25 protein-coding genes and 1 other RNA gene are annotated in these 20,552 nt (G+C 39.0%); 1 reads left to right on the top strand and 25 read right to left on the bottom strand.

The window, feature by feature from the left end:
• Window positions 1–46: 46 nt before the first annotated feature.
• The 8 genes from CWR48_RS20015 to metG form a co-directional block, all read right to left on the bottom strand.
• Window positions 47–229: a small, acid-soluble spore protein, alpha/beta type gene (locus CWR48_RS20015; protein WP_115775053.1), complete on the bottom strand. Its 183-nt coding sequence runs from the start codon at window positions 227–229 to the stop codon at window positions 47–49.
• 168 nt (window positions 230–397) lie between these two features.
• A complete protein-coding gene (veg, locus tag CWR48_RS20010) occupies window positions 398–664 on the bottom strand; it encodes a biofilm formation stimulator Veg (RefSeq protein ID WP_114914833.1) in 267 nt (88 codons plus the stop codon).
• 232 nt (window positions 665–896) lie between these two features.
• Entirely contained in the window at window positions 897–1,763 is an 867-nt protein-coding gene (gene yabG, locus CWR48_RS20005; protein WP_115775052.1) for a sporulation peptidase YabG, read from the bottom strand.
• A gap of 102 nt (window positions 1,764–1,865) precedes the next feature.
• Window positions 1,866–2,747: a 16S rRNA (adenine(1518)-N(6)/adenine(1519)-N(6))-dimethyltransferase RsmA gene (rsmA, locus tag CWR48_RS20000; RefSeq protein ID WP_115775051.1), complete on the bottom strand. Its 882-nt coding sequence runs from the start codon at window positions 2,745–2,747 to the stop codon at window positions 1,866–1,868.
• Window positions 2,737–3,306: a ribonuclease M5 gene (rnmV, locus tag CWR48_RS19995; RefSeq protein ID WP_115775050.1), complete on the bottom strand. Its 570-nt coding sequence runs from the start codon at window positions 3,304–3,306 to the stop codon at window positions 2,737–2,739. The genes rsmA and rnmV overlap by 11 nt, the downstream gene beginning before the upstream one ends.
• A gap of 530 nt (window positions 3,307–3,836) precedes the next feature.
• Window positions 3,837–5,066 (bottom strand): resuscitation-promoting factor, encoded by a 1,230-nt coding sequence (locus CWR48_RS19990; RefSeq protein ID WP_115775049.1) that lies wholly within the window; start codon window positions 5,064–5,066, stop codon window positions 3,837–3,839.
• A 254-nt stretch (window positions 5,067–5,320) separates the two neighbouring features.
• A complete protein-coding gene (locus CWR48_RS19985; protein ID WP_115775048.1) occupies window positions 5,321–6,103 on the bottom strand; it encodes a TatD family hydrolase in 783 nt (260 codons plus the stop codon).
• An 89-nt stretch (window positions 6,104–6,192) separates the two neighbouring features.
• Window positions 6,193–8,220, bottom strand: a complete 2,028-nt coding sequence (metG, locus tag CWR48_RS19980; RefSeq protein ID WP_115775047.1) for a methionine--tRNA ligase — start codon at window positions 8,218–8,220, stop codon at window positions 6,193–6,195.
• 417 nt (window positions 8,221–8,637) lie between these two features.
• Here metG and CWR48_RS19975 point away from each other — a divergent pair, with 417 nt between their 5' ends.
• The gene (locus tag CWR48_RS19975; RefSeq protein ID WP_115775046.1) at window positions 8,638–8,913 is read left to right on the top strand and encodes an AbrB/MazE/SpoVT family DNA-binding domain-containing protein; all 276 of its coding nucleotides are present in this window, start codon (window positions 8,638–8,640) and stop codon (window positions 8,911–8,913) included.
• A gap of 179 nt (window positions 8,914–9,092) precedes the next feature.
• Here the strand turns inward: CWR48_RS19975 and rsmI are convergent, their stop codons facing one another.
• The 17 genes from rsmI to ffs form a co-directional block, all read right to left on the bottom strand.
• A complete protein-coding gene (gene rsmI / locus CWR48_RS19970) occupies window positions 9,093–9,965 on the bottom strand; it encodes a 16S rRNA (cytidine(1402)-2'-O)-methyltransferase (RefSeq protein ID WP_115775045.1) in 873 nt (290 codons plus the stop codon).
• The gene (locus CWR48_RS19965) at window positions 9,943–10,236 is read right to left on the bottom strand and encodes a GIY-YIG nuclease family protein (RefSeq protein WP_115775044.1); all 294 of its coding nucleotides are present in this window, start codon (window positions 10,234–10,236) and stop codon (window positions 9,943–9,945) included. Before CWR48_RS19965 ends, rsmI begins: the two co-directional genes overlap by 23 nt.
• On the bottom strand, window positions 10,223–10,969 hold the full coding sequence (locus CWR48_RS19960) for a tRNA1(Val) (adenine(37)-N6)-methyltransferase (protein WP_115775043.1): 747 nt from the start codon (window positions 10,967–10,969) through the stop codon (window positions 10,223–10,225). Before CWR48_RS19960 ends, CWR48_RS19965 begins: the two co-directional genes overlap by 14 nt.
• Before the next feature lie 59 nt (window positions 10,970–11,028).
• On the bottom strand, window positions 11,029–11,385 hold the full coding sequence (gene yabA / locus CWR48_RS19955) for a DNA replication initiation control protein YabA (RefSeq protein ID WP_115750588.1): 357 nt from the start codon (window positions 11,383–11,385) through the stop codon (window positions 11,029–11,031).
• Window positions 11,386–11,391: 6 nt separating this feature from the next.
• A complete protein-coding gene (locus CWR48_RS19950) occupies window positions 11,392–12,225 on the bottom strand; it encodes a PSP1 domain-containing protein (RefSeq protein WP_115775042.1) in 834 nt (277 codons plus the stop codon).
• Between the two features lie 7 nt (window positions 12,226–12,232).
• On the bottom strand, window positions 12,233–13,222 hold the full coding sequence (gene holB / locus CWR48_RS19945) for a DNA polymerase III subunit delta' (protein WP_115775041.1): 990 nt from the start codon (window positions 13,220–13,222) through the stop codon (window positions 12,233–12,235).
• 44 nt (window positions 13,223–13,266) lie between these two features.
• Window positions 13,267–13,701 (bottom strand): YaaR family protein, encoded by a 435-nt coding sequence (locus CWR48_RS19940; RefSeq protein WP_115775040.1) that lies wholly within the window; start codon window positions 13,699–13,701, stop codon window positions 13,267–13,269.
• Window positions 13,702–13,722: 21 nt separating this feature from the next.
• Window positions 13,723–14,052, bottom strand: coding sequence for a cyclic-di-AMP receptor (locus tag CWR48_RS19935; RefSeq protein ID WP_115775039.1), 330 nt, complete (start codon window positions 14,050–14,052; stop codon window positions 13,723–13,725).
• A gap of 46 nt (window positions 14,053–14,098) precedes the next feature.
• Window positions 14,099–14,734 carry a dTMP kinase gene (gene tmk, locus CWR48_RS19930; RefSeq protein WP_115775038.1) on the bottom strand — a complete coding sequence of 212 codons (636 nt, stop codon included), beginning with the start codon at window positions 14,732–14,734 and terminating at the stop codon, window positions 14,099–14,101.
• Window positions 14,735–14,747: 13 nt separating this feature from the next.
• Entirely contained in the window at window positions 14,748–16,250 is a 1,503-nt protein-coding gene (locus CWR48_RS19925; RefSeq protein WP_115775037.1) for an aminotransferase class I/II-fold pyridoxal phosphate-dependent enzyme, read from the bottom strand.
• A gap of 90 nt (window positions 16,251–16,340) precedes the next feature.
• Window positions 16,341–16,532, bottom strand: coding sequence for a sigma factor G inhibitor Gin (locus tag CWR48_RS19920; protein WP_115775036.1), 192 nt, complete (start codon window positions 16,530–16,532; stop codon window positions 16,341–16,343).
• 67 nt (window positions 16,533–16,599) lie between these two features.
• Window positions 16,600–16,863 (bottom strand): pro-sigmaK processing inhibitor BofA family protein, encoded by a 264-nt coding sequence (locus CWR48_RS19915; RefSeq protein WP_115775035.1) that lies wholly within the window; start codon window positions 16,861–16,863, stop codon window positions 16,600–16,602.
• Between the two features lie 123 nt (window positions 16,864–16,986).
• Window positions 16,987–17,208 (bottom strand): YaaL family protein, encoded by a 222-nt coding sequence (locus CWR48_RS19910; protein ID WP_115775034.1) that lies wholly within the window; start codon window positions 17,206–17,208, stop codon window positions 16,987–16,989.
• Between the two features lie 83 nt (window positions 17,209–17,291).
• Window positions 17,292–17,888 (bottom strand): recombination mediator RecR, encoded by a 597-nt coding sequence (gene recR / locus CWR48_RS19905; RefSeq protein WP_115775033.1) that lies wholly within the window; start codon window positions 17,886–17,888, stop codon window positions 17,292–17,294.
• Window positions 17,889–18,027: 139 nt separating this feature from the next.
• Window positions 18,028–18,342 carry a YbaB/EbfC family nucleoid-associated protein gene (locus tag CWR48_RS19900; protein ID WP_115775032.1) on the bottom strand — a complete coding sequence of 105 codons (315 nt, stop codon included), beginning with the start codon at window positions 18,340–18,342 and terminating at the stop codon, window positions 18,028–18,030.
• 104 nt (window positions 18,343–18,446) lie between these two features.
• Window positions 18,447–20,135, bottom strand: coding sequence for a DNA polymerase III subunit gamma/tau (gene dnaX / locus CWR48_RS19895; RefSeq protein ID WP_115775031.1), 1,689 nt, complete (start codon window positions 20,133–20,135; stop codon window positions 18,447–18,449).
• A gap of 149 nt (window positions 20,136–20,284) precedes the next feature.
• An RNA gene (ffs, locus tag CWR48_RS19890) (signal recognition particle sRNA large type) lies at window positions 20,285–20,550 on the bottom strand.
• Window positions 20,551–20,552 lie beyond the last annotated feature (2 nt).

Raw genomic sequence — 20,552 nt, 5'->3', positions numbered from 1 at the left:
TGCCGCCAAATTTTAGTTTTATCTAAAATTTGGCGGCACAGCTTATCTAATGGTTACTGTCCTGATTCATGCTTTCCTGAGCGATTTCAATCGCGCGTTTCACCATATTACCGGCATCCCTAGCTTTGATTCCGCCCCATCCTTCTTGTTGTACCGTGTCGTAAAAACCTAATTCCTTGGCAATTTCTTCTTTCAATTGGTCTGACATAATCCCTCTACGTCTAGCCATGAAAGAACAACCCCTTTCGCAATTCAAATGATTACGACATCCATAGTTTGCGTAAGAGGTGGAAATCAACACGAGTTAGATATATGTAAATCAGGGAAAGTTTAGGGAAATGCAAAATACAATTAAGTCGTAACAGCTTATATAAAAAAGCAATAGGCTACTATCTGCCTACTGCTCAACTAATAATCCTTTATTTCGTTCATCTAGGAAATTTAATTCTACTGTTTCTGTTAAAACGTCTGCATAGCTGTATGAAACACGCTCGAATGCATTCTCGTCTTGGTCAAGCTCAACAATAAATACGGAAGGATATGTTTCCGCCAATACTCCCGATCGTACAATTGTCTTTCTTCTTCCACCGTTGGCTGTAAGTTCCAACCGCTTTCCGACATAACCTTCAAGACCTTGCTTAATTTCGAATAATGTTTTAGCCAATACACTCCACCTCACTAAAGCAATTATAGCATATGCTTGGTCAATAGTCAAATGAAACTTTATATTATAACAGGAGTTCAATTTTCGTGTCAACAATAAAATTTGCCTATTAATGATATTATTTGTAAATGTTAACATTTTATGTATCCTTTTTCCCACTTTTTTTGCCATCTTATAGGATATCTAAAAAGATATAACCCGCATCTAAGCCATTAGAAGCGGGTTATACCCTTTACTCTGTATTTTCCTCTAAATAAGGCATTCCTGTACGAAGGAGCCCTCTTGTCTCAATACCGCCCATACCTTTTTCACCTGTCATTGTATTTTTTAATGCATCCCACACACTGACACTTTCCATGAATGGGGTATAAGCCACTTTTGCTGCAATATAAACAGGATCTAGCGCATGAATATTAATTCGGAAAGGGGAACTAGCAAAATTCGCTCCGGCGCGAATAAGGGACTCAAAATGGGATTGACATGCACCTGCAAAAATTACCATTTGGTCAAGATGTGGATTAACGCGTCTTGCTTCCCTTACTGTTTCCACAAAATACTTCGAATGCCGATATGCACGAAGATCTTCCTTTGCACCCTTGTTTTTTGAAAAGGAATCATGACCCGTAATAACAATAATATTAGGCTGGATTCGCTCGATTAACAAACCAATCTCTGTCGGCATATCCTTCTCATTCAAATGTACCCCGTGCACCTGCAAGCCCATACGCTGATATAAGGAAATACACTTTCTTAAGTACATCGGATCCCCATCTAAATGAAGAACTTTCGTAGGCAATTGGAAATATTTTGCATAATCCTGATACCCATCTGTTGCCTGATATTCTCGTTTCTCTTTCATTAATTGATAATCTTGGCGAAATAAACGATAGGAATTCTCTTCCTTTTCTTTTCCATTTCGCCGTCTTCTTTCTAACTCTCGTGTCTCCACGACAACTAAATCCTCAATCGGTGCATCTGCCTCTAATCGAATTGCCTCTCCATACAAATTGGCAATCCCGTCTTTTACGTACGCTATCCGAAATATTAAATCATGATTATATGATTTACGCGTGACCAAAGTACCTGTACTAGCATCCATACATTCACCTCACTGCCTTCATTCATTTGAAAGCATCTCCTATAGATTATGAGGGTGACTGCCTAACTGTGCGAAAAAAAGAGAGATTGTGTAGAGAATGAATCAGTTCTCCTCCGCTTGCCAAAATCCATTGGCCAATGCTGCGAATTCTTCCATATCTAATGACTCCCCACGGCGCCCGCCATCAATTCCAATTCCCTCCAATATTTCCGTAATCTTTTCTTTATCATATTGATCACCGAAATGGCTCGTCAAATTATTTCGTAACGTTTTTCTCCGTTGTGCAAAGCTTGCTTGGACAATTCTAAAAAAGAAGTCTTCGTTCTCTACATGGACTGGTGGTTCGTCGCGTAACACTAATTTCAAAATACTTGAATCAACATTCGGCTGTGGCATGAAGACAGTCTTCGGAACATTCATGACTACTTCTGCATGTGTATAATATTGAATGGCAATCGTTAAGGATCCGTAGCTCTTCGTATTTGGTTTGGCAGCCATACGATCCGCAACTTCTTTTTGAATCATGACGGTAATGCTCGTTACCGGCAATTTATCGCGAATCAATTTCATTAATATCGGCGTGGTAATATAGTATGGCAGGTTGGCAACAATATGCACTTCCTGACCCGTATTAAAGTTTTCCTTAACTACTTGTGCAACATCCGCTTTCAAAATATCCTGATGAATCAGTTGCACATTTTCATAAGCACTAAGTGTATCCTCTAGAATCGGGATTAATCGCCCATCGATTTCAAAGGCTACGACCTTGTCTGCATGGATTGCTAGCTGCTCTGTCAGTGCTCCAATACCAGGCCCAATCTCAATCGCCGCAGATTCCTTATCAACACCTGCGTTCCGGACAATATTCTCCAGTACATTGACATCAACTAAGAAGTTCTGTCCGAGACTCTTCTTAAAAGAAAACTTATGCTTTTTTAAAATTTCTTTGGTTTGTGTTGGTGTTGCAATATATTTATTCGCCATCTTCTTCCTCCTGTTCAACCCTTATCATTGCTGCTTCAAATTGTTCCCTTGTGATTTGAAATACCGATAACCTTTTTAAAAGCTGCTTTCCATTCGTATGACCAATTTGCAATAATTCTCCTAGTTTTTCCCTACGTGAGCTAGATTTACTCCCACCAATCAGCCCATGCCGAATCAGTTCTTCTTTTGTAATTTCACTTTCCTTCATATCTGCCAATTCATAAACATCTGCTAATGCATTTTGAATTGCCTCTATGGATGCATGTTCAATGCCAAGGCTTTTATTTTTCGGATGCTTTGCCCTTGCTTGATCCTGAGTGAGAAATGCATGCTTACATCCGGGAACAGCTTGGTCAACAATGTGACGAATCCTTTCACCAGGATAGTCAGGGTCTGTAAAAATAATCACACCTCTTTTTTCTTTTGCATGTTTTATCTTCATTAGCGTCTCTTTATTTACTGCAGATCCATTCGTCTCAATCGTATCCGCATTTACCGCCAATCGTATCTTAGCCGTATCATCTCTACCTTCAACGACAATAACTTCTTTGATCTTCAATACTTTCCCTCCATCGGGTTACTTCCTATTTGATTATGAAAGTATAATAATTTCCTTTACACAACTCCCATGATATTATCACCCACGTGATAAATACTAATTAACAGTTGATGTAAATTGCGGACTAACTGAATTACAAATAGTATGTGCTAATCCGCCGTCCGAGTTCGCTACGGGCGGATGCTTTCCGCGGGCACGGCCTCAGCCTCCTCGGAAGAAAAGCACTTCCTACGGGGTCTTCGGACTCTTGCTGTTCCCGCAGGAGTCACCGCCCTTCGCTCACCCGGACTGATATAGCTTTCTGATGTTAATATTAATTAATGCAATATAAAAATCATTAAACCATAACTCTATCTATAAATAGGTAGTTTAACTGTAGAGTTTCTTGGGGGCTGCGGACCTCGGCAAAGAAATTCTGAATTAAAGTTATCGGCAGTTTATCTAAATATAAACAAACGATACAAAATGAGTCTACGGAAAAAATATGCTCTTACCATATTATCATGGTAAGAGCATATATCCTATATTCATTAAGAATCAAGAATCTTTACTTGAACTGTCTTTACTCCCCAACTATATGCATCTGCCTTCGTAGGGACATGGACATCGATTCGGTTGCCATTAATAGCACCACCAGTATCTCCAGCGACTGCTACGCCATATCCTTCAATCCACACCTTTGATCCAAGTGGGATCACGTTTGGGTCCACTGCAATTACTTTCATATGTGGATTGGCACTTAAATCAATCCCTGTAGCAGTATAACCTGAACAGCCATCACATTTTGATGTGAACGCACTAGCAGTCATCGTTAGTGTATTTCCACCTGTACTTGTTTGTACCAAATTCTCCCCACTTGATGATGTGCTCGCTAATGTAACGATTCCTTGATTTGCTTGCGGTTTCTTCGTACCAACTGCAATGACGCGATTAATACTTGCCTCTTTAACTTCCTCGTTTACAAGCTCACGACTTACCTCGATACCATTTTCCGTTGTGATCTCATATTTCTTCACAACGACCCCATCTTGACCTTGGGTAATTACCCTTTCTTCTCCTTCAAAAAGGGTGCTATCCTGTTGCTTCTCAGTAGTAAAGCTAACATTCTCATTCACTTCATCTACCATCTTATCGACTCTGACAATAGAAATCGTCGTCTTATTATTAACCATTTCTTCTACATTCGGCACGATTCGATCATGCTCGTTTAGCTTAATCTCGTTTGTATTTAGTAAATCAGCCACCGATCCGCCTGTCGTCCATACGGTCTGTTCTTTACCACCGTCATGAACCGCTACTTGGTATGCAGTGATAACATCAATTTGTAAGCCATCCGCTGTTGATTCCGTAGCTTTATGTGAAACAATATCATGTGCTGTAAATGAAAGATCCTGCTCTGTAAGGAAGTCTCCCACCGTATCTGCAGTTGTATAATATGTAAGATTATTGCCATCGATTGTTACAGTAATTTGTTTTGCACTTTCATAATTAATTGTCATTCCATTTTCGATTGCCGCATTTTTATCATGTGACAATACATCATGATCTGAAACAACAATCCCTACTTCGTTAAGTAGCTCTCCTACAGTATTGATATGTGTGTCGATTGTTTGTTTTTCCCCGTTATCTGAGATTACTACTTCCGCCTTCGTTGCTTCAAATAGTATGAACCATGAAAACAAAACAAGCGCTAAAATACCAATTACTGATATAACCAGCTTCAATTTTGATGCCGGCAATAGCTTTGAAATAATTCGCATGCATCTTGCCTCCTCTGACGTTCTTGATTATATTAAGAGGCATATGCAAAGTCAAAGCTATTCCATTTACGTTTTCTTTACAATTATATTACATAATTTATCCCACGGGTGAATTTTTAAAGAATAAAACACCACAACTGTTGGCACCAGTACAATTATCCTAGTCACAAGATTGTAATAAGAGAAAGACTAGCTATGCACTAGTCCCTAATAAATTCCACTATTATCCTCTTTTATTCCAGTATTATTACGATTTATTTCAATAGATCTTCGTTAAGCCTAAATAATTGAAAGGCATTTTTCGTCGTTATTTCGCCAATTTCCTCCACTGGTATTTCCCTCAATTTGGCAATTTCGTCCGCAACATATTTAACATATGCAGGTTCATTTCGTTTTCCCCGATATGGGACAGGTGATAAATATGGTGCATCCGTTTCAATCAGTAATTTATCCAATGGAACAGACTTTGCTACTTCCTTCACTTCTTTTGCATTTTTAAATGTGACGACACCACTTAATGAAATATGCATCCCTAGGTCGAGGAATCGCTTCATCCATTCTACATCGCCACTGAAGCTATGCATGATACCGCCGATATCTTCTACATGCTCTTCCTTTAAAATCCGGTAGGTGTCTTCTATTGCATCGCGCATGTGAATGCTAATCGGCAGCTTTAATTCCTTGGCAATTCGCATTTGTCGTCTGAAGACATCCTTTTGTACATCTTTAGGTGACGTATCCCAGTGATAATCTAGTCCCATTTCTCCCATCGCAACGATCTTAGGCTGATGTAATTGTTGGTAAAGTACCTCCTCGATTGCATCTGTATATAAATAGCTTTCGGTTGGATGCCAGCCGATAATGCTGTAAATTCCATCATAGGATTTGCTAAGCTCTAGTGACTTTTCAATCGTCTTCGTATCAAAGCCAACGACAGCCATATGGCTAACACCATTTTCCTCTGCTCGTTTAACAGCCTCTGGTATTTCATCTATAAATTCTTCTGCGTTTAAGTGTGTATGAGTATCAAATAACATGATCTACATCCTCTTCTAGTATGATCCGTTCCAAATGAACAGGAAACACCCTGCTAAATGCTAGCAGGGTATTTTCTTCTATTTTTTTATTAGGCAATTTCACTGCCATTTTCAGCTTCTGCTGGTGCTTCAATTACTTGCAGTTTTCCGTCTTTTTCAGCTGACAAAATCATTCCTTGGCTAATTTCACCACGCATTTTACGTGGTTTTAAATTAGCAACGATTACGACCTTCTTACCGATTAATGCTTCTGGATTTGGATACCATTCTGCAATACCAGATAGGATTTGCCTGTGTGCTTTATCACCGGCATCTAAGCGGAATTTAAGCAACTTGTCAGCACCTTCTACCTTGCCACAGTCAATTACTTCTGCAACCTTCAATTCTACTTTATCGAAATCATCGTATTTAATTTGCTTTTCCTTCGCTGAAACCAATTCCGTTTCTGCTGGATCCCATGAATTCGTAGCTTCATCCGAAGCTGTGCTTGGAGTAGTACCGCCATTCATTTGCTTTTTAATGTAAGCAATCTCTTCCTCCATATCCAAACGCGGGAAAATTGGTACGCCTTTTTCGACAACCTTCGTATTCAATGGGAATTCTCCAAAATGAACCGTTGAGAAGTCTCTCGCCGCTTCTCCTTCAACACCAAGCTGTGCAAAGATTTCCTTCGGTGCATGGGTCAAGAATGGTTGCAAAAGAATCGCAGCTATGCGTAAGCTTTCCGCTAAATGAACCATTACACTTGCTAGTTCCGTTTCTTTTCTCTCTTCTTTTGCCAATTTCCATGGCTCAGTTTCATCTATATATTTATTTGCACGCGAAATTAATGTCCAAGTATGGCTAAGTGCACTACTAAATTGCATCTTCTCCATTTCTTCTTGATAGTCCATAATTACTTTCTCTGCGGTAGCTTTCAGGTCTTCATCAAATGCAGTAATATTGCCAGTATACGCTGGAATCTCTCCATTTAAATATTTGTTAATCATTGCAACCGTACGATTTAATAGATTTCCTAGATCATTTGCTAAATCATAGTTGACTCGAGAAACAAAGTCTTCTGGTGTAAAGATCCCATCACTACCAAAGGAAACTTCACGCATCAAATAATAGCGAAGCGCATCTAAGCCATAGCGTTCCACTAGCATTTCTGGATAGACAACATTTCCTTTTGACTTCGACATTTTTCCATCTTTCATTAATAACCAGCCATGGCCAAAGACTTTATTCGGAAGTGGAAGATCTAATGCCATTAACATAATTGGCCAATAAATCGTATGGAAACGAACAATTTCCTTTCCAACCATATGCACATCTGCTGGCCAGTATTTATCGAATAATGTTGTATCATCTGTGCCGTATCCAAGTGCCGTAATATAGTTAGATAATGCATCAATCCATACGTATACAACATGTTTCGGATTACTCGGTACCTTTACTCCCCAAGAGAATACCGTACGAGATACAGCCAAGTCCTCTAACCCTGGTTTAATGAAGTTGTTAATCATTTCATTTTTACGAGATTCAGGCTGGATGAAGTCTGGATGTGTATTGTAGTATTCCAACAAACGATCCGCATACTTACTCATTCTGAAGAAGTAGGATTCTTCCTTGATTAATTCTACTGGATGTCCACTATCAGGTGATTTTCCACCAATAACATTTCCAGCATCGTCACGCTCGATATCAGCTAATTGTGACTCGGTATAGAAGGTTTCATCCGGAATAGAATACCAGCCCTCATACTGGTCCAAATAAATATCACCCTGCTCCAAGAAACGTTCAAAGATATCCGCTACAACCTTTTTGTGAACTGGGTCTGTCGTACGAATGAATTTATCATTACTGATCTCAAGCAGTTTCCATAGGCTTTGCATTCCCTCTGCCATATTATCAACATATTGCTGTGGTGTAATGTTCAATTCATTCGCTTTATTTTCAATTTTTTGTCCATGTTCATCACTACCTGTTAAGTAGAAAACATCGAAGTCCTGCATCCGTTTATATCTTGCCATTACGTCACATGCAATTGTAGAATAAGCATTTCCAATATGTAATTTTCCACTTGGATAGTATATTGGTGTCGTAATATAAAATGTTTTCTTATCTTCTGACATTCTTTTACCTCCTAAATTCCAATCCAATCCTAATAAATATGTTATCTCTATTGTAGCTATTATAACGTAATTTGCCAAATACTGCGTTATAATAATGATTGCCAATGAGAATAACGGTTAAACAATGTTTTACCCATTACTATCTATTCCCCCAATAAGCGACTATTTTTAGAAAACTCCCAAAAATAAAAATAACTCTAGAATAGATTAATATTTCAGCTTAATAGATTGACATCAAAAAACAATGTTGCTATTCTATTTTTAGAAAACTAAGGTTTAGCCAAGCCTTTGGGTGACAGCCCTAGTTGCACTTATTTAGTAAGAAAGTTTGTATACTTTCTTAACCACCAAGGCGGAAATAGAAATTTTGATTTTTTCTGACAACATAGAGGAACTTTATTTGGGGGGAGGTCAGAAATGAAGTCAATTGGAATTGTTCGTAGAGTAGATGAACTTGGTCGTGTTGTAATCCCAATCGAACTACGCCGCACCCTAGAGATTAATGTAAAAGATGAAGTAGAAATTTACGTAGAAAACGACAAAATTATTCTCAAAAAATATAAACCAAATATGATCTGCCAAATTACTGGGGATGTCTCCGAAGATAATATCTCCTTAGCTGATGGGAAGATCATTTTAAGCCCTAAAGGTATAAAGATATTAATGGAAGAAATCGAATCACAATTAAAATGATTAACTTTTTTTAGAATGGGTATTATATTTATTAGAAAACTTGGTTGCACTTATGTAGTAAGAGAGTTTTACACTTTCTTAACTACCCAGAACGAAATGTATCTGCTAGAATAAGATAACACTAAGTCATAAGGAGAGCTGACGCCTGCACAAGCACGTCAGCTCTCTTTCATTTTAATTTATTCCACATGATATGTTTGATAAACTTCACGCTTATGCATTTTACGATCTACCGCAACCTGCTTGATTGCATCTTTACTCGATAATTGCTTCTCATCGATGTAATAGTTGACATGATCCAAGACAGATAAGTGACTCCACCAAATGTCCGTCACTTCCTCCGTATCCGCATCATTGCCCTCGACAACAATGCAAAATTCCCCTTTTAATTCATGGTCACTTGCCCATGTAAAGAGTTCTCCTGCAGTACCACGTGCAAATTCTTCAAATCGCTTTGTCAATTCACGAGCAAGCACGACCTGTCGATTGCCAAGCGTATCACTAATTGCCGTCAATGTATCCTTTATTCGATATGGTGATTCATAAAATAACAAGGTTGCTTTTAATTGCTTTAATCGCTCTAATTCTGATTCCTTATCCTTCTTCTTCCGTGGTAAAAATCCATAAAAATAAAATTCACTCGCTGGCAATCCCGAACCGACTAATGCACATAATGCTGCATTTGCCCCAGGTAAGACAACAACCTTTAAATCCCGTTTGATTGCTGCTTCAACTAATTCAAACCCAGGATCAGAAATAGCTGGCATTCCTGCATCGCTTACAATCGCAATCGATTCGCCATTTTCAACTCGGACAAGTAATTGATCTTCCCTTGATAGCTTATTATGCTCATGGTAACTAATAAGTGGCGTCTGAATCTCAAAGTGATTTAGCAATTTCTTTGTATTCCTTGTATCCTCGGCAGCAATGATCGTTACACTTTTTAATATTTTTAATGCACGAAAAGTGATATCCTCCAAATTTCCAATTGGTGTTGGTACAACATAGATTGTCCCCAATGTTTCATCATCAAAGCTCTTTTGTATTTTCATTTTGTATCACTTCTTTCAGCCAATTTCGAATGAGATGCATTTTTTCATTTCGGGTTAATTGTTTAATCTGGTATTCCCGTTGCATTGCCTTTTCCTTCTCGTCGTATTTCTCAATATAAACAACCTTAAACGGTCCACGTCCTCTAGTATACTTTGCACCTTTCCCCTCTGTATGCATCTTGAGCCGGTGCTCTAAATCATTGGTATATCCTGTATAAAGTGTATTATCCTTGCATCGCAACATATAGACAATATGTTTATTTTCTTCCATATATAATTTCCTTTGCCTCATTTGTATATGTTCCATCTTCATTATATATATATAATGGGGGGAGAATTTTCAAATCTGCCTTTCCATCGCGAATTCCCTCAATTAATAGCATATTCGCTTCTTTTCCCTTTTTCGGATAGATGAGCTGCAGCCGCTTCGGTTCAATTCGATATTGCCTGAAAGCGTTAATAATGTCAACGAGTCTTCCTGGTCGGTGAACCATAGCAACCTTGCCACCAGGCCTGACATGGAGCTTACATGCCTTTACTACGTCATCAAGGGTACAATAGATTTCATGTCGTGCAATCGTTAAATATTCATTATGGTTATATTCATTTGCTGATGGCGTCTGAAAATAAGGTGGATTACATGTGACGACATCAAATGAGCTCTGTCCAATCACTGCTTGCATCTCTTTCAAATCACCATGGATCACCTGTAATTGATCATTTAACCCGTTCAGTTCAATATTTCTTTCTGCCATATTGAATATACGTTCCTGGATTTCAACACCGGTGATAGTTGCCACCGTCCTCCTGGATAATAGCAATGGAATAACACCATTACCTGTACACAGGTCTAGAATGGTGCCTCGCTTTAACGGTATGGAGGCAAAATCTGCAAGCAGCACCGCATCAAGGGAAAAGGCAAATGCAGTAGGACTCTGGATGATTTGCATGCTTTCATCTGCTAATAAATAATCTAATCGTTCATCATCATATAACTGTACCATGTGATTCTCCTGTTCTATGTAAAGAAAGCTGCCTCATACCCATGAGACAGCTAAACATTCTATTTCGTTTTATCAAAGAATTCAAGACAAAACATACAATCTTCATTTCGACGTGGACTACCAAATTCCAGATTACAAATATGAAAGCCTTCATCATATAATCTTGCTAAATTATCATAGCCCTCACTCGGAAGTTTATTCTTTTTCGCAGGCGCTTTATCATCATTCGCCGTATCTATCTTACTTTCCTCGATATGATCCAAGTGATTTCTAAGATTATGGTTCTCCATGGCTAATCGATGGTTTTCCTCAAGTAGAGCACTAAGTCTCCCCTTGAGATCCCCAAGCTGCTCATATAATTCACCAATTTGCTTCTCCATATCAGATACTTGGTCAAATATTTGCCTGTTGTTCACGCCCACTCACCTCTTCATTTTGTGGCCCTGAGCTACTATTCCTTCTTCAATTAGTTCGTCTAGTGTATATTCAATCACCCGTTCCTTTTCAGGCACTTCAATTTGGATGAGTCTTTCAAGAATATTGAGACCAACAACTTTTCCTTTGCCATATGGAGTCTTAATTGCTTCCCCAATGTCTGGCAATTCTCGTTTTGCTGTCTCGTAATCATCATTTTCGTATTTCAAACAACACATTAAACGACCACATAATCCGGAAATTTTTGCTGGATTTAAGGAAAGATTTTGATCCTTCGCCATCTTAATTGATACGGGTTCGAAATCGCCCAAAAACGTGGAACAACAAAGCATTCTTCCACAAGGACCAATCCCGCCTAGCATCTTCGCTTCATCACGAACCCCAATTTGCCGAAGCTCGATACGTGTTTTGAACATTGATGCCAAGTCTTTTACTAAATTACGGAAGTCAACACGACCATCTGCAGTAAAATAGAAAATAATTTTATTGCGGTCAAATGTATATTCTACTTCTACTAGATTCATATCCAGCTTATGCTCGCCAATCTTATTGGTACAAACCTGGAATGCCTTCTTTGCTTGCTCTTGATTCTCGACAACTACAAGTTTGTCCTTATCATCGGCAACTCGTAAGACCTTCTTTAAAGGAAGAACGACATCTTCTTCATCTACTTGCTTATTCGTAACCACAACTTTCCCAAACTCAACACCACGGATGGTTTCAACAATTACATAGCTATTTAAAGCAATATTGCCTGATCCTGGATCAAAATAATATATTTTACCCGCCTTTTTAAAGCGGACACCAATAACCTCTATCATTAACTTTTCACCCCTGTATTTGAAGCATCAGTTGTTCCATTACTAATGTTGGCTGAACATTTTGCTTCAATTTCCGCTTTGCATGTAAGACAGCATCTAAGCTTTCTATTAGTTTCTCCTGTGAAAAAGTCATAGATGCCCTTTCAAGCAAATCATCATTCGGACTAAAGAACACCATCGCTGCTTCATTTCCAATATGGAAGTAAAGAATATCTTTTAAAGCTAAGAGCAATAAATCTAGTCCTCTTTCCTGCTCCGCTCTCTCTTTAAAATGCGGCAGTAGATGACTATGGATAAATAGATAAACATCTTCATGCTTTCCTGTAAATATTTCAATCAATTGTACCATTAACTTTCTTGCTTCTGCAAACCATGCATCTTCATTCCAAGAGATGGCTTCATCCAAATTATTTGTCAATGCACTCATGAGAATTGCCGTCTCCTTTGCCATCCCTTTTTCAATTAATTGTTGTTGAAATAAGCGAGGATTCAAAGGCTTTAATTCAATCACCTGACAACGAGACTTGATCGTTGGAATAATCGATTGACCATTCTCTGTCAACATGATGGCAGTCGTTTGTTTACTAGGCTCTTCCAAAAACTTTAGAATTCGATTCGATGCATTGACGGTTAAAGTATCTGCATCCTTGATGATATATGCCTTCTGATTGGATTCAAGTCCGGAATAGGCAAACTCCTTTTGTAAGTTCTCCACCTGCTCCTTCTTGATTGATGCTCCATCTGGCTCAATCCAATGGACATCTGGATGATTATGCGAGTCGATTCGTTTACAGTTTGTACATTCGTTACAAGGCTCAACGCCAACTTTATGTTCACAAAAGAGGCCCTTTGCAATCAATAAACCAATTGCTTCCTTACCTGTTCCACGTTCTCCTTGGAGTAGATAAGCATGAGAAATGCGGCCTTTCTTGATGCTATTCGTAATAATTTTACTTGCAAGTGGTTGGACTTCAGCAACTTCAGACCATGTTTTCATAAGTACCCGTCCTCAATATTTCCATGTATCTCAACAATTGTCTATTACGTATATAAATTAATCAGTAACCCTTTAATTTCACCAATCAGTCCAAGGATATCTACTGTCTTTCTTTCCTGATTCATTATTTGCTCCGTTAGTTCGAGTAATTTTTCGTCAATTTCTTTTACAGTTGTTAACTTTTGATTATGTCCAGTTAAACCGAAGCTATGCTTTTTTTGAAGCTCTAACCCATTTGATACGGCCTCTCCTAGAAAATCCTTAATCATTCGTTTAAATTTTGCTAAATCGCGAAATGTACGGAAGCGAGCGAGCTTGTTTCCTTGTAAGGTTATATCCTTCACTAACCGTTCTAATTCCTGTTGCTTTAAATTCGTTGTTTGGGACTGTACCATCTTGTTAAATGCTTGTGTATCCGTTGCAGTCTGACGAATATATTTTGGCTCTGTCTTTGTCTGCATTTCACTCGTGATTTTCATATGGACAGTCCCCTTTCTATTCTAGAACTGAAAGTATGATTCGATTGGTAGAACAAATACTGTTGCTCCGCCTACTTCTACTTTAACAGGCTGTGGAATGTAGGAATCTGCATTGCCACCCATTGGTGAGATTGGTGCAACCATTTGTTCACGCTGTGAGCAATTATCTTTGATAATTTTCAATGCATCGTCCAATTTCTCATCTTCGCATCCAACCATCAATGTGGTGTTCCCTTCCTTTAAGAACCCACCTGTTGTTGCAAGTTTCGTTGTTCTGAAATTCCCTTCCCCTAATGCGTTCACAAGGCGATTTGAATCTTTATCTTGGACTACTGCCATGATTAATTTCACGTTCCATCATCTCCCTTTGAATAGTTGTAAAACCTATATCTTCAATCTATTTTACTTTTTTAAGATATGCATCAATCCTTGCTAATGTATCGCGTTCCACATCTTCCAACGATTGATCAGCGTTAATGGTTGAAATTCGATTTGGAAATTTTCGGATAAGCATTTGATATCCTGCATAAACTCGCTCATGAAATGCAAGATTCTCCAAATCCAATCGATTTCTTTCTCTATCTTTATTCGACGCGATGCGCTCTAATCCCTTTTTTGGTGCAATATCAAAAAATAAAGTTAATGTTGGCATACAATCCTTAATCGCAAATTGATTGATTGCATATACTTCATCAATGCCTAGCCCTCTTGCATAGCCCTGATATGCAAGGCTACTATCGATAAATCGATCACATAATACAATCTTACCTTGCTCTAATGCTGGAAGGACCTTTTCCGTTAAATGCTGTCTGCGGGCGGCTGCATATAATAATGCTTCTGTACGCTCTTCCATCTTCGTATTTTGCGGATCGAGAATGATTTTTCTAATTTGCTCGGAAATATCAATTCCACCAGGCTCCCGTGTTGCAATTACGTCATGTCCTTGTTCCTGTAGCTTGTTGCTTAAGGTGTGAAGAATGGTAGTCTTCCCAGCACCCTCGCCGCCTTCAAATGTAATAAAGTGTCCGTCCACGTATTAAATCTCCTTATCTCTTGCCAAATATCTTAATGCCTTGATCCCGTTGCTGGATCCGGACACCCTGATTCTGTAATTGCTCGATTATTTCTACATGCTCTGCTGTAATCCGTTCCCCTTTAAGGATCAGAGGTATCCCTGGTGGATATGGAATAACAGCCTCCGCAGCTATTTCGCCAATTCCTTTCATAAAAGGAACCTGCACATATTGTAATTGATTCATTGCTTGATAAGATAATTCCAGCCCTTGAATCGAATGGATATTCTTTGTTGTTATATCTATTGTAGCATGGTTTGATACTTTTTTGCAGTGAGGTCCACTTAAAAACCAATTGGCTTCATTTGTATATTGTACGTTATCAGTTGTACTTGAATTTCCTATTAATTGCTCGTTCACAAGGTTTACCGCTTCCTTCAATCGTGATAGTTCCTTGAATGGTGATAGTCCGTGAATAAACAATATTTGATTATGTGTCACAAGCTCTGGGTAAATATGTTCCTTTTCGAAAAACGTAGCAATTTCCTTTGCAGATTGCCAATGTTTCACGTGGAACGTGATTTTCAAAGGATCGTCACTTTTCGTAATTGGTAAAATATCCCAGTATTCAGAATCATTCAGAATCTCCCTTACTAATTTGACACTTTGCATCGTTGCTTCCATCATTTCCTCAGATAACGTCGCTAAAAAATATCGGGCAACATCTAAAGAAGCCATCAACGGATAGGAAGGGCTACTAGACTGGATGATTTGTAAATAATGGGCGATTCTTTCCTTGGAAACAAGCGATGATTGAAATTGCAAAAAAGAGGCCATCGTCATTGCTGGTGCCATTTTATGTGCAGACTGGACAACGACATCTGCTCCAAGTGTTAGTGCTGATTGTGGAAATGGATCTCCCAATGAAAAATGAACCCCATGTGCTTCATCAACCAAAACTGGGATTTGATACTGATGGGCCATGTCAATCATTTGCTTTAAATCATAGGTTTTCCCAAAGTAGTCTGGATAGGTAAGCACAACTGCCTTTGCATCAGAGTGCTGCCTCAGCGCTTCCTCTAAGGTAGCAATGCTTGGACTCGTATAACGGCGGGCTGCCTCGTCATATATCGGTGCAATGAACACTGGTTTGGCACCACTTAATTCCAACCCATTCATAACGGATTTATGACAATTACGTTGAACGATGATTTTATCGCCTGCTGTACATGTTGCTAATATCATCGCCAAGTTTCCCGCGGTACTTCCACCAACAAGAAAAAAGGTTTGATCTGTTTGGAAGAAATCGGCGGCCAACGTCTCTGCCTCAGCAATCGCCTCTGTTGGTGCATGTAAATCATCCAGTCCTGAAAGCTCTGTATAATCAATCGCTAACATTGAGTCAAATGAAGCTCGCGCAAAATCTGGAAAAACCGTCCCATTCTTATGTCCTGGAACATGGAAGGAAATTGGATTCCTTGCCTTAAATTGATTCAATCGATGAAAAAGTGGTACTTTATTTTGATCCAAGTGCAATTTAAAAAATCCCCTTCAATTTTATGTACCATTATATTAACGTTATCTAGGCAAGAAAAAAAGCCTTTGCAAGCAAAGACCCCGGATATTCTATGAAAATAATGTCGGTTGACTGATATTCTTTAATTTTTGCAGATAGTAATTATACTTCTCTTCTCTTGGCTCCGTGTGAATCATATTATGCTCACATTCACTACAGATAAAAAAATTGTATAAATGGATTCCTTCCCGCTTCTCTTCCTCGCAAATCCCACAGCGTTTAATGGAATTCAATTGTTCCATTCTCCCCACCTCCGTTAGAAAACAGTATCTCCTAATCTAACGGAATCTATACAAAAAATAAGGGAATTTATAGAATAAACAAATGAATTGCTGCAAGCGATGCGACGCCGAACAACCCTAAGAATCCGGAAACGACTGCGGTAAATAGATTGATAGGGATGTGAAGACCGAGGTAACCGCCAACCACATTAAAGAAAAATAATAGTAAAACACCAATCCCCAGCTTTACAATTGCTTGTCCAATAAATCGCATTGGTTTAAGAGGTGTACCAACAAAGAGTAAAATCATAATTAATGCAATACTTATACCAATCACAATCATAGAAACCATCGTATATCAACTCCCTTTTCCTGTCCTACTTAGTACATATGAGCAAGACGGAGAAAAAAGAACTAAAAACCAGCATCGAGGCTGGCCCTAGTTCCGATTGTTTATATAGACGATTCTACTAAACTATTGCTGCGTTCTAAACGCACTAACTCTCCGATATCTAGCTTCACGCAGTAAGAATAAATATTTTGCCTGCGCAAGCTTTACACTTTGAAGACCGCTCTGTGTTGGTTCAATACTCATTTCAAAGATGGACTCGATATGTTTCCATTCCTTTTCCAACATAGCAATAGCATCTAATAATTCCCCATCGACATCTTTTTTCTTTATTTTCTTCCTAGCCATGTAAGCTTCACCTAACTTTTAAAAAACTTAGCTGTCTAAAAGCTTTAGGCGACAGCCCAAATTGTACGGATACTTCTATTCATCTACAAATCTCGTCTTCCCTCTAATGCCTTCGATAATGTTACTTCATCCGCATATTCCAAGTCCCCACCTACTGGTAAACCATGGGCAATTCTTGTTGTCTTGATTCCAGATGGTTTCACGAGACGGGAAATATACATCGCAGTCGCTTCCCCTTCGATGTTCGGATTGGTAGCCAAAATTATTTCCTTCACTTCTTCATCTTTTAGGCGATTAAGCAATGAAGGAACGTTAATATCCTCTGGTCCAATTCCATCCATCGGTGAAATCGCACCGTGAAGCACATGGTATTTCCCACGAAATTCCTTCATTCTCTCCATAGCGATCACATCTTTCGGATCTTGAACAACACAGATAATCGAATTGTCCCTAGAATTATCCTGGCAAATCAAACATGGATCCTGGTCAGTAATATTGCCACATACGCTGCAATGTGTTAGTTCGCGTTTTGCATTTACCAATGCATTCGCAAAATCGAACACATCGTCATCTTTCATGTTTATTACAAAAAATGCCAGACGGACGGCTGTTTTTGGTCCAATCCCTGGCAGCTTTGTAAAACTATCAATTAGTTTTGAAATTGGTTCTGGATAATACATTCATATGCCTCCTACTTGTAAAGCAGAAACGCCTGGACAGCAGCAAATGTATGCAAGATGCATTTGCCGCTTGGCGCCTAACACGATATGTGGCTGATAATGGTATCTCTACAGCTATCAGCCCAATCCTATCCTTAGATTAGAACATTCCAGGAACATTTAGTCCTTTTGTGAATTGTCCCATCGTATCATTTGTTTTGTCATCTACTTGCTTCATTACATCATTTACTGCTGCGACAATAAGGTCCTGCAACATTTCGATATCGTCTGGATCAACAACCTCTTCTTTAATTTGAATATCTGTTATTTCCTTCTTTCCGTTAGCAGAAATTGTTACCATTCCGCCGCCAGCAGATGCTTCAAATGCCATTTCATGAAGCTCATCCTGTGCTTGCATCATTTTCTTTTGCATTTTTTGCATTTGCTTCATCATGTTATTCATATTTCCCTTCATGGAAAATACCTCCTTTTATATATACATATATTTTATTTCTGTTATTAAGCATGTTTACTTTTCCCTGTCTAGTTTCACATGGGCAAGCCCGCTATACTTTTCTTCTATTCATGTACTTCTACTAAATCCTCACCAAACAGCTTTCTTGCTTCGTCCACTACGGGGTCGGCTTCATTTTCTTTTTGTTCTGTTGGTTTCTCATGATTGTTAATATAATCATTGCGTAACTCCGTCCATTCCCTGTCTGGAATTGGAATGATTGTTAATTGCTTATCCAATACACTCGCTAGTACAGATTCAACGGTTTCCCGATGTTCTAGGAAAAGGGAACAGTGGATTTCATATTTAAAAGAAACGACAAGTGCACTGGACGAGGCCGCTGCAGGTTTACTATCGAGAATCGTTGCGTGTGCAGGTGCATTCATCGTTTTTAATTTACTTAAGAAGTTTGCCCAGTTGGACTGCACATCTTTCAATGCTGGTTTTTCGGCATCTTTTAGTACTTCACGGATTCTTTCAAACGGAATCTTATAACCGTTTTTCGAGGATCTTGCTGGCGCTCTTCGCTTTTCCCGTGTTTCCACTGGTTGTGCAGAAACAACTGGATTTTCCTTTAATTGGGTTAGTTCTTTTTCAAGCTGAGTCAATTTCTGTGTAAGCTTCATTACAACATCAGAATGAACGATTGTATCGGATTGATCCTGTTCATGATAACGATTCGTAATTGTTAGTATTGTGATTTCGATAAAGACCTTAGGGCTATTCGTCCATTTAATTTCTTGCTGGCAATGATTCAATTGCATGATCGCATCCTGAATCCAGCTAATGGATACTGATTCCGCTAACGCTTGAAAATGCTCATCTGCTCTTGCTCTTTCAAGTAAGCTTTCTAAAGAGGCAGCACTTTTATATAACAATAAATCACGCATAAAGTATATCAGATCATATACAAAACGTCCCGGATCTTTCCCACCTTGGATAATATTATTCAATAGTTCAATTGAATGCTGGACATCTTTCTCATACATTGCTTTAACAATATCTGTTAAGACACCTTGGGAGACGCCGCCTGTTACTGCTAATACGTCATCCAATTCAACGGTATCATCACTATATGATATCGCCTGATCAAGAATACTTAGTGCATCACGCATTCCACCCTCGGCCGCTATCGCAATTGTTTCTAACGCTTCAGGTGTTACCGAAACCTCTTCCGCATCAATAACAGTTTGCATTCGGTCAACAATCGCTTGATTCGAGATTGGTTTAAAGTCAAAACGCTGACATCGCGAAAGAATTGTCAGTGGGATTTTATGTGGCTCAGTCGTTGCTAGTATAAATACGACATGCTTCGGTGGTTCCTCTAACGTTTTTAACAACGCATTAAATGCATTGTTCGAGATCATGTGTACCTCATCAATAATATATACTTTATAAGGAACGACACTTGAGGCATATTTAACATTTTCACGAATTTCACGAATATCATCCACACTTGTATTAGATGCAGCATCAATTTCGATAACATCCGAAATAGAACCATCCTGGATACCACGACATGCATCACATTCATTACATGGTTCTTTTACCGGTGCATGCTCACAATTAATTGCCTTCGCAAAAATCTTCGCTGCACTCGTTTTTCCCGTCCCTCTTGGACCGGAAAAAATATAAGCATGCGAGAATTTCTCCTGCACAATTGCGTTCTGTAATGTACGTGTTATATGTGATTGTCCTGCAACATCCTTAAACTGTCTAGGGCGATATACGCGGTATAAAGCTTGATAGCTCATTTTACAAATTCTCCTCTATGATCTATTTCTAATTATACCCGATTTTTACTATGAATGTGAACTGCCTAGATGAAAACAATTAATTATTTGTAAAATAAAACCCCTTTGTCAATGTATGAAATGACAAAGAGGTTAAAAGTCTATGTATGCCGTGCACCCATCGTCGATGTGACGATCCTATGCGTTACTTAAGTTCATGGCTCGGCCTAGGCTATCCCGCGGCACACAGAGATGACCACTTACTGCTGCTTCCTTCCGGACCTGACAGGATTCATGGGTCCCCATTGCGCAGGACCTGAGCGTCAACACCAATTCCTTAAGGCAGACCATAAAATCGCCTCACCTAAGATGGGAATTCAGCCTCGCTATAGCGGATTGCGAGTACAGGGCACCGCTACCTCCCCGCTTAGCACGGTA

Source organism: Oceanobacillus arenosus (genome assembly GCF_003369575.1).
Taxonomy (GTDB): domain Bacteria; phylum Bacillota; class Bacilli; order Bacillales; family Amphibacillaceae; genus Oceanobacillus; species Oceanobacillus arenosus.
This window is presented reverse-complemented; position numbering and strand designations above follow the sequence as displayed.

Excerpts from the sequence above, each read along its gene's own strand:
- CWR48_RS20015 (WP_115775053.1), bottom strand. The coding sequence starts at position 229 with ATGGCTAGACGTAGAGGGATTATGTCAGACCAATTGAAAGAAGAAATT.
- yabG (WP_115775052.1), bottom strand. The coding sequence starts at position 1,763 with ATGGATGCTAGTACAGGTACTTTGGTCACGCGTAAATCATATAATCAT.
- rsmA (WP_115775051.1), bottom strand. The coding sequence starts at position 2,747 with ATGGCGAATAAATATATTGCAACACCAACACAAACCAAAGAAATTTTA.
- CWR48_RS19990 (WP_115775049.1), bottom strand. The coding sequence starts at position 5,066 with ATGCGAATTATTTCAAAGCTATTGCCGGCATCAAAATTGAAGCTGGTT.
- CWR48_RS19985 (WP_115775048.1), bottom strand. The coding sequence starts at position 6,103 with ATGTTATTTGATACTCATACACACTTAAACGCAGAAGAATTTATAGAT.
- metG (WP_115775047.1), bottom strand. The coding sequence starts at position 8,220 with ATGTCAGAAGATAAGAAAACATTTTATATTACGACACCAATATACTAT.
- CWR48_RS19975 (WP_115775046.1), top strand. The coding sequence starts at position 8,638 with ATGAAGTCAATTGGAATTGTTCGTAGAGTAGATGAACTTGGTCGTGTT.
- rsmI (WP_115775045.1), bottom strand. The coding sequence starts at position 9,965 with ATGAAAATACAAAAGAGCTTTGATGATGAAACATTGGGGACAATCTAT.
- CWR48_RS19965 (WP_115775044.1), bottom strand. The coding sequence starts at position 10,236 with ATGGAAGAAAATAAACATATTGTCTATATGTTGCGATGCAAGGATAAT.
- CWR48_RS19960 (WP_115775043.1), bottom strand. The coding sequence starts at position 10,969 with ATGGTACAGTTATATGATGATGAACGATTAGATTATTTATTAGCAGAT.
- CWR48_RS19950 (WP_115775042.1), bottom strand. The coding sequence starts at position 12,225 with ATGATAGAGGTTATTGGTGTCCGCTTTAAAAAGGCGGGTAAAATATAT.
- holB (WP_115775041.1), bottom strand. The coding sequence starts at position 13,222 with ATGAAAACATGGTCTGAAGTTGCTGAAGTCCAACCACTTGCAAGTAAA.
- CWR48_RS19940 (WP_115775040.1), bottom strand. The coding sequence starts at position 13,701 with ATGAAAATCACGAGTGAAATGCAGACAAAGACAGAGCCAAAATATATT.
- CWR48_RS19920 (WP_115775036.1), bottom strand. The coding sequence starts at position 16,532 with ATGGAACAATTGAATTCCATTAAACGCTGTGGGATTTGCGAGGAAGAG.
- CWR48_RS19915 (WP_115775035.1), bottom strand. The coding sequence starts at position 16,863 with ATGGTTTCTATGATTGTGATTGGTATAAGTATTGCATTAATTATGATT.
- CWR48_RS19910 (WP_115775034.1), bottom strand. The coding sequence starts at position 17,208 with ATGGCTAGGAAGAAAATAAAGAAAAAAGATGTCGATGGGGAATTATTA.
- recR (WP_115775033.1), bottom strand. The coding sequence starts at position 17,888 with ATGTATTATCCAGAACCAATTTCAAAACTAATTGATAGTTTTACAAAG.
- CWR48_RS19900 (WP_115775032.1), bottom strand. The coding sequence starts at position 18,342 with ATGAAGGGAAATATGAATAACATGATGAAGCAAATGCAAAAAATGCAA.
- dnaX (WP_115775031.1), bottom strand. The coding sequence starts at position 20,135 with ATGAGCTATCAAGCTTTATACCGCGTATATCGCCCTAGACAGTTTAAG.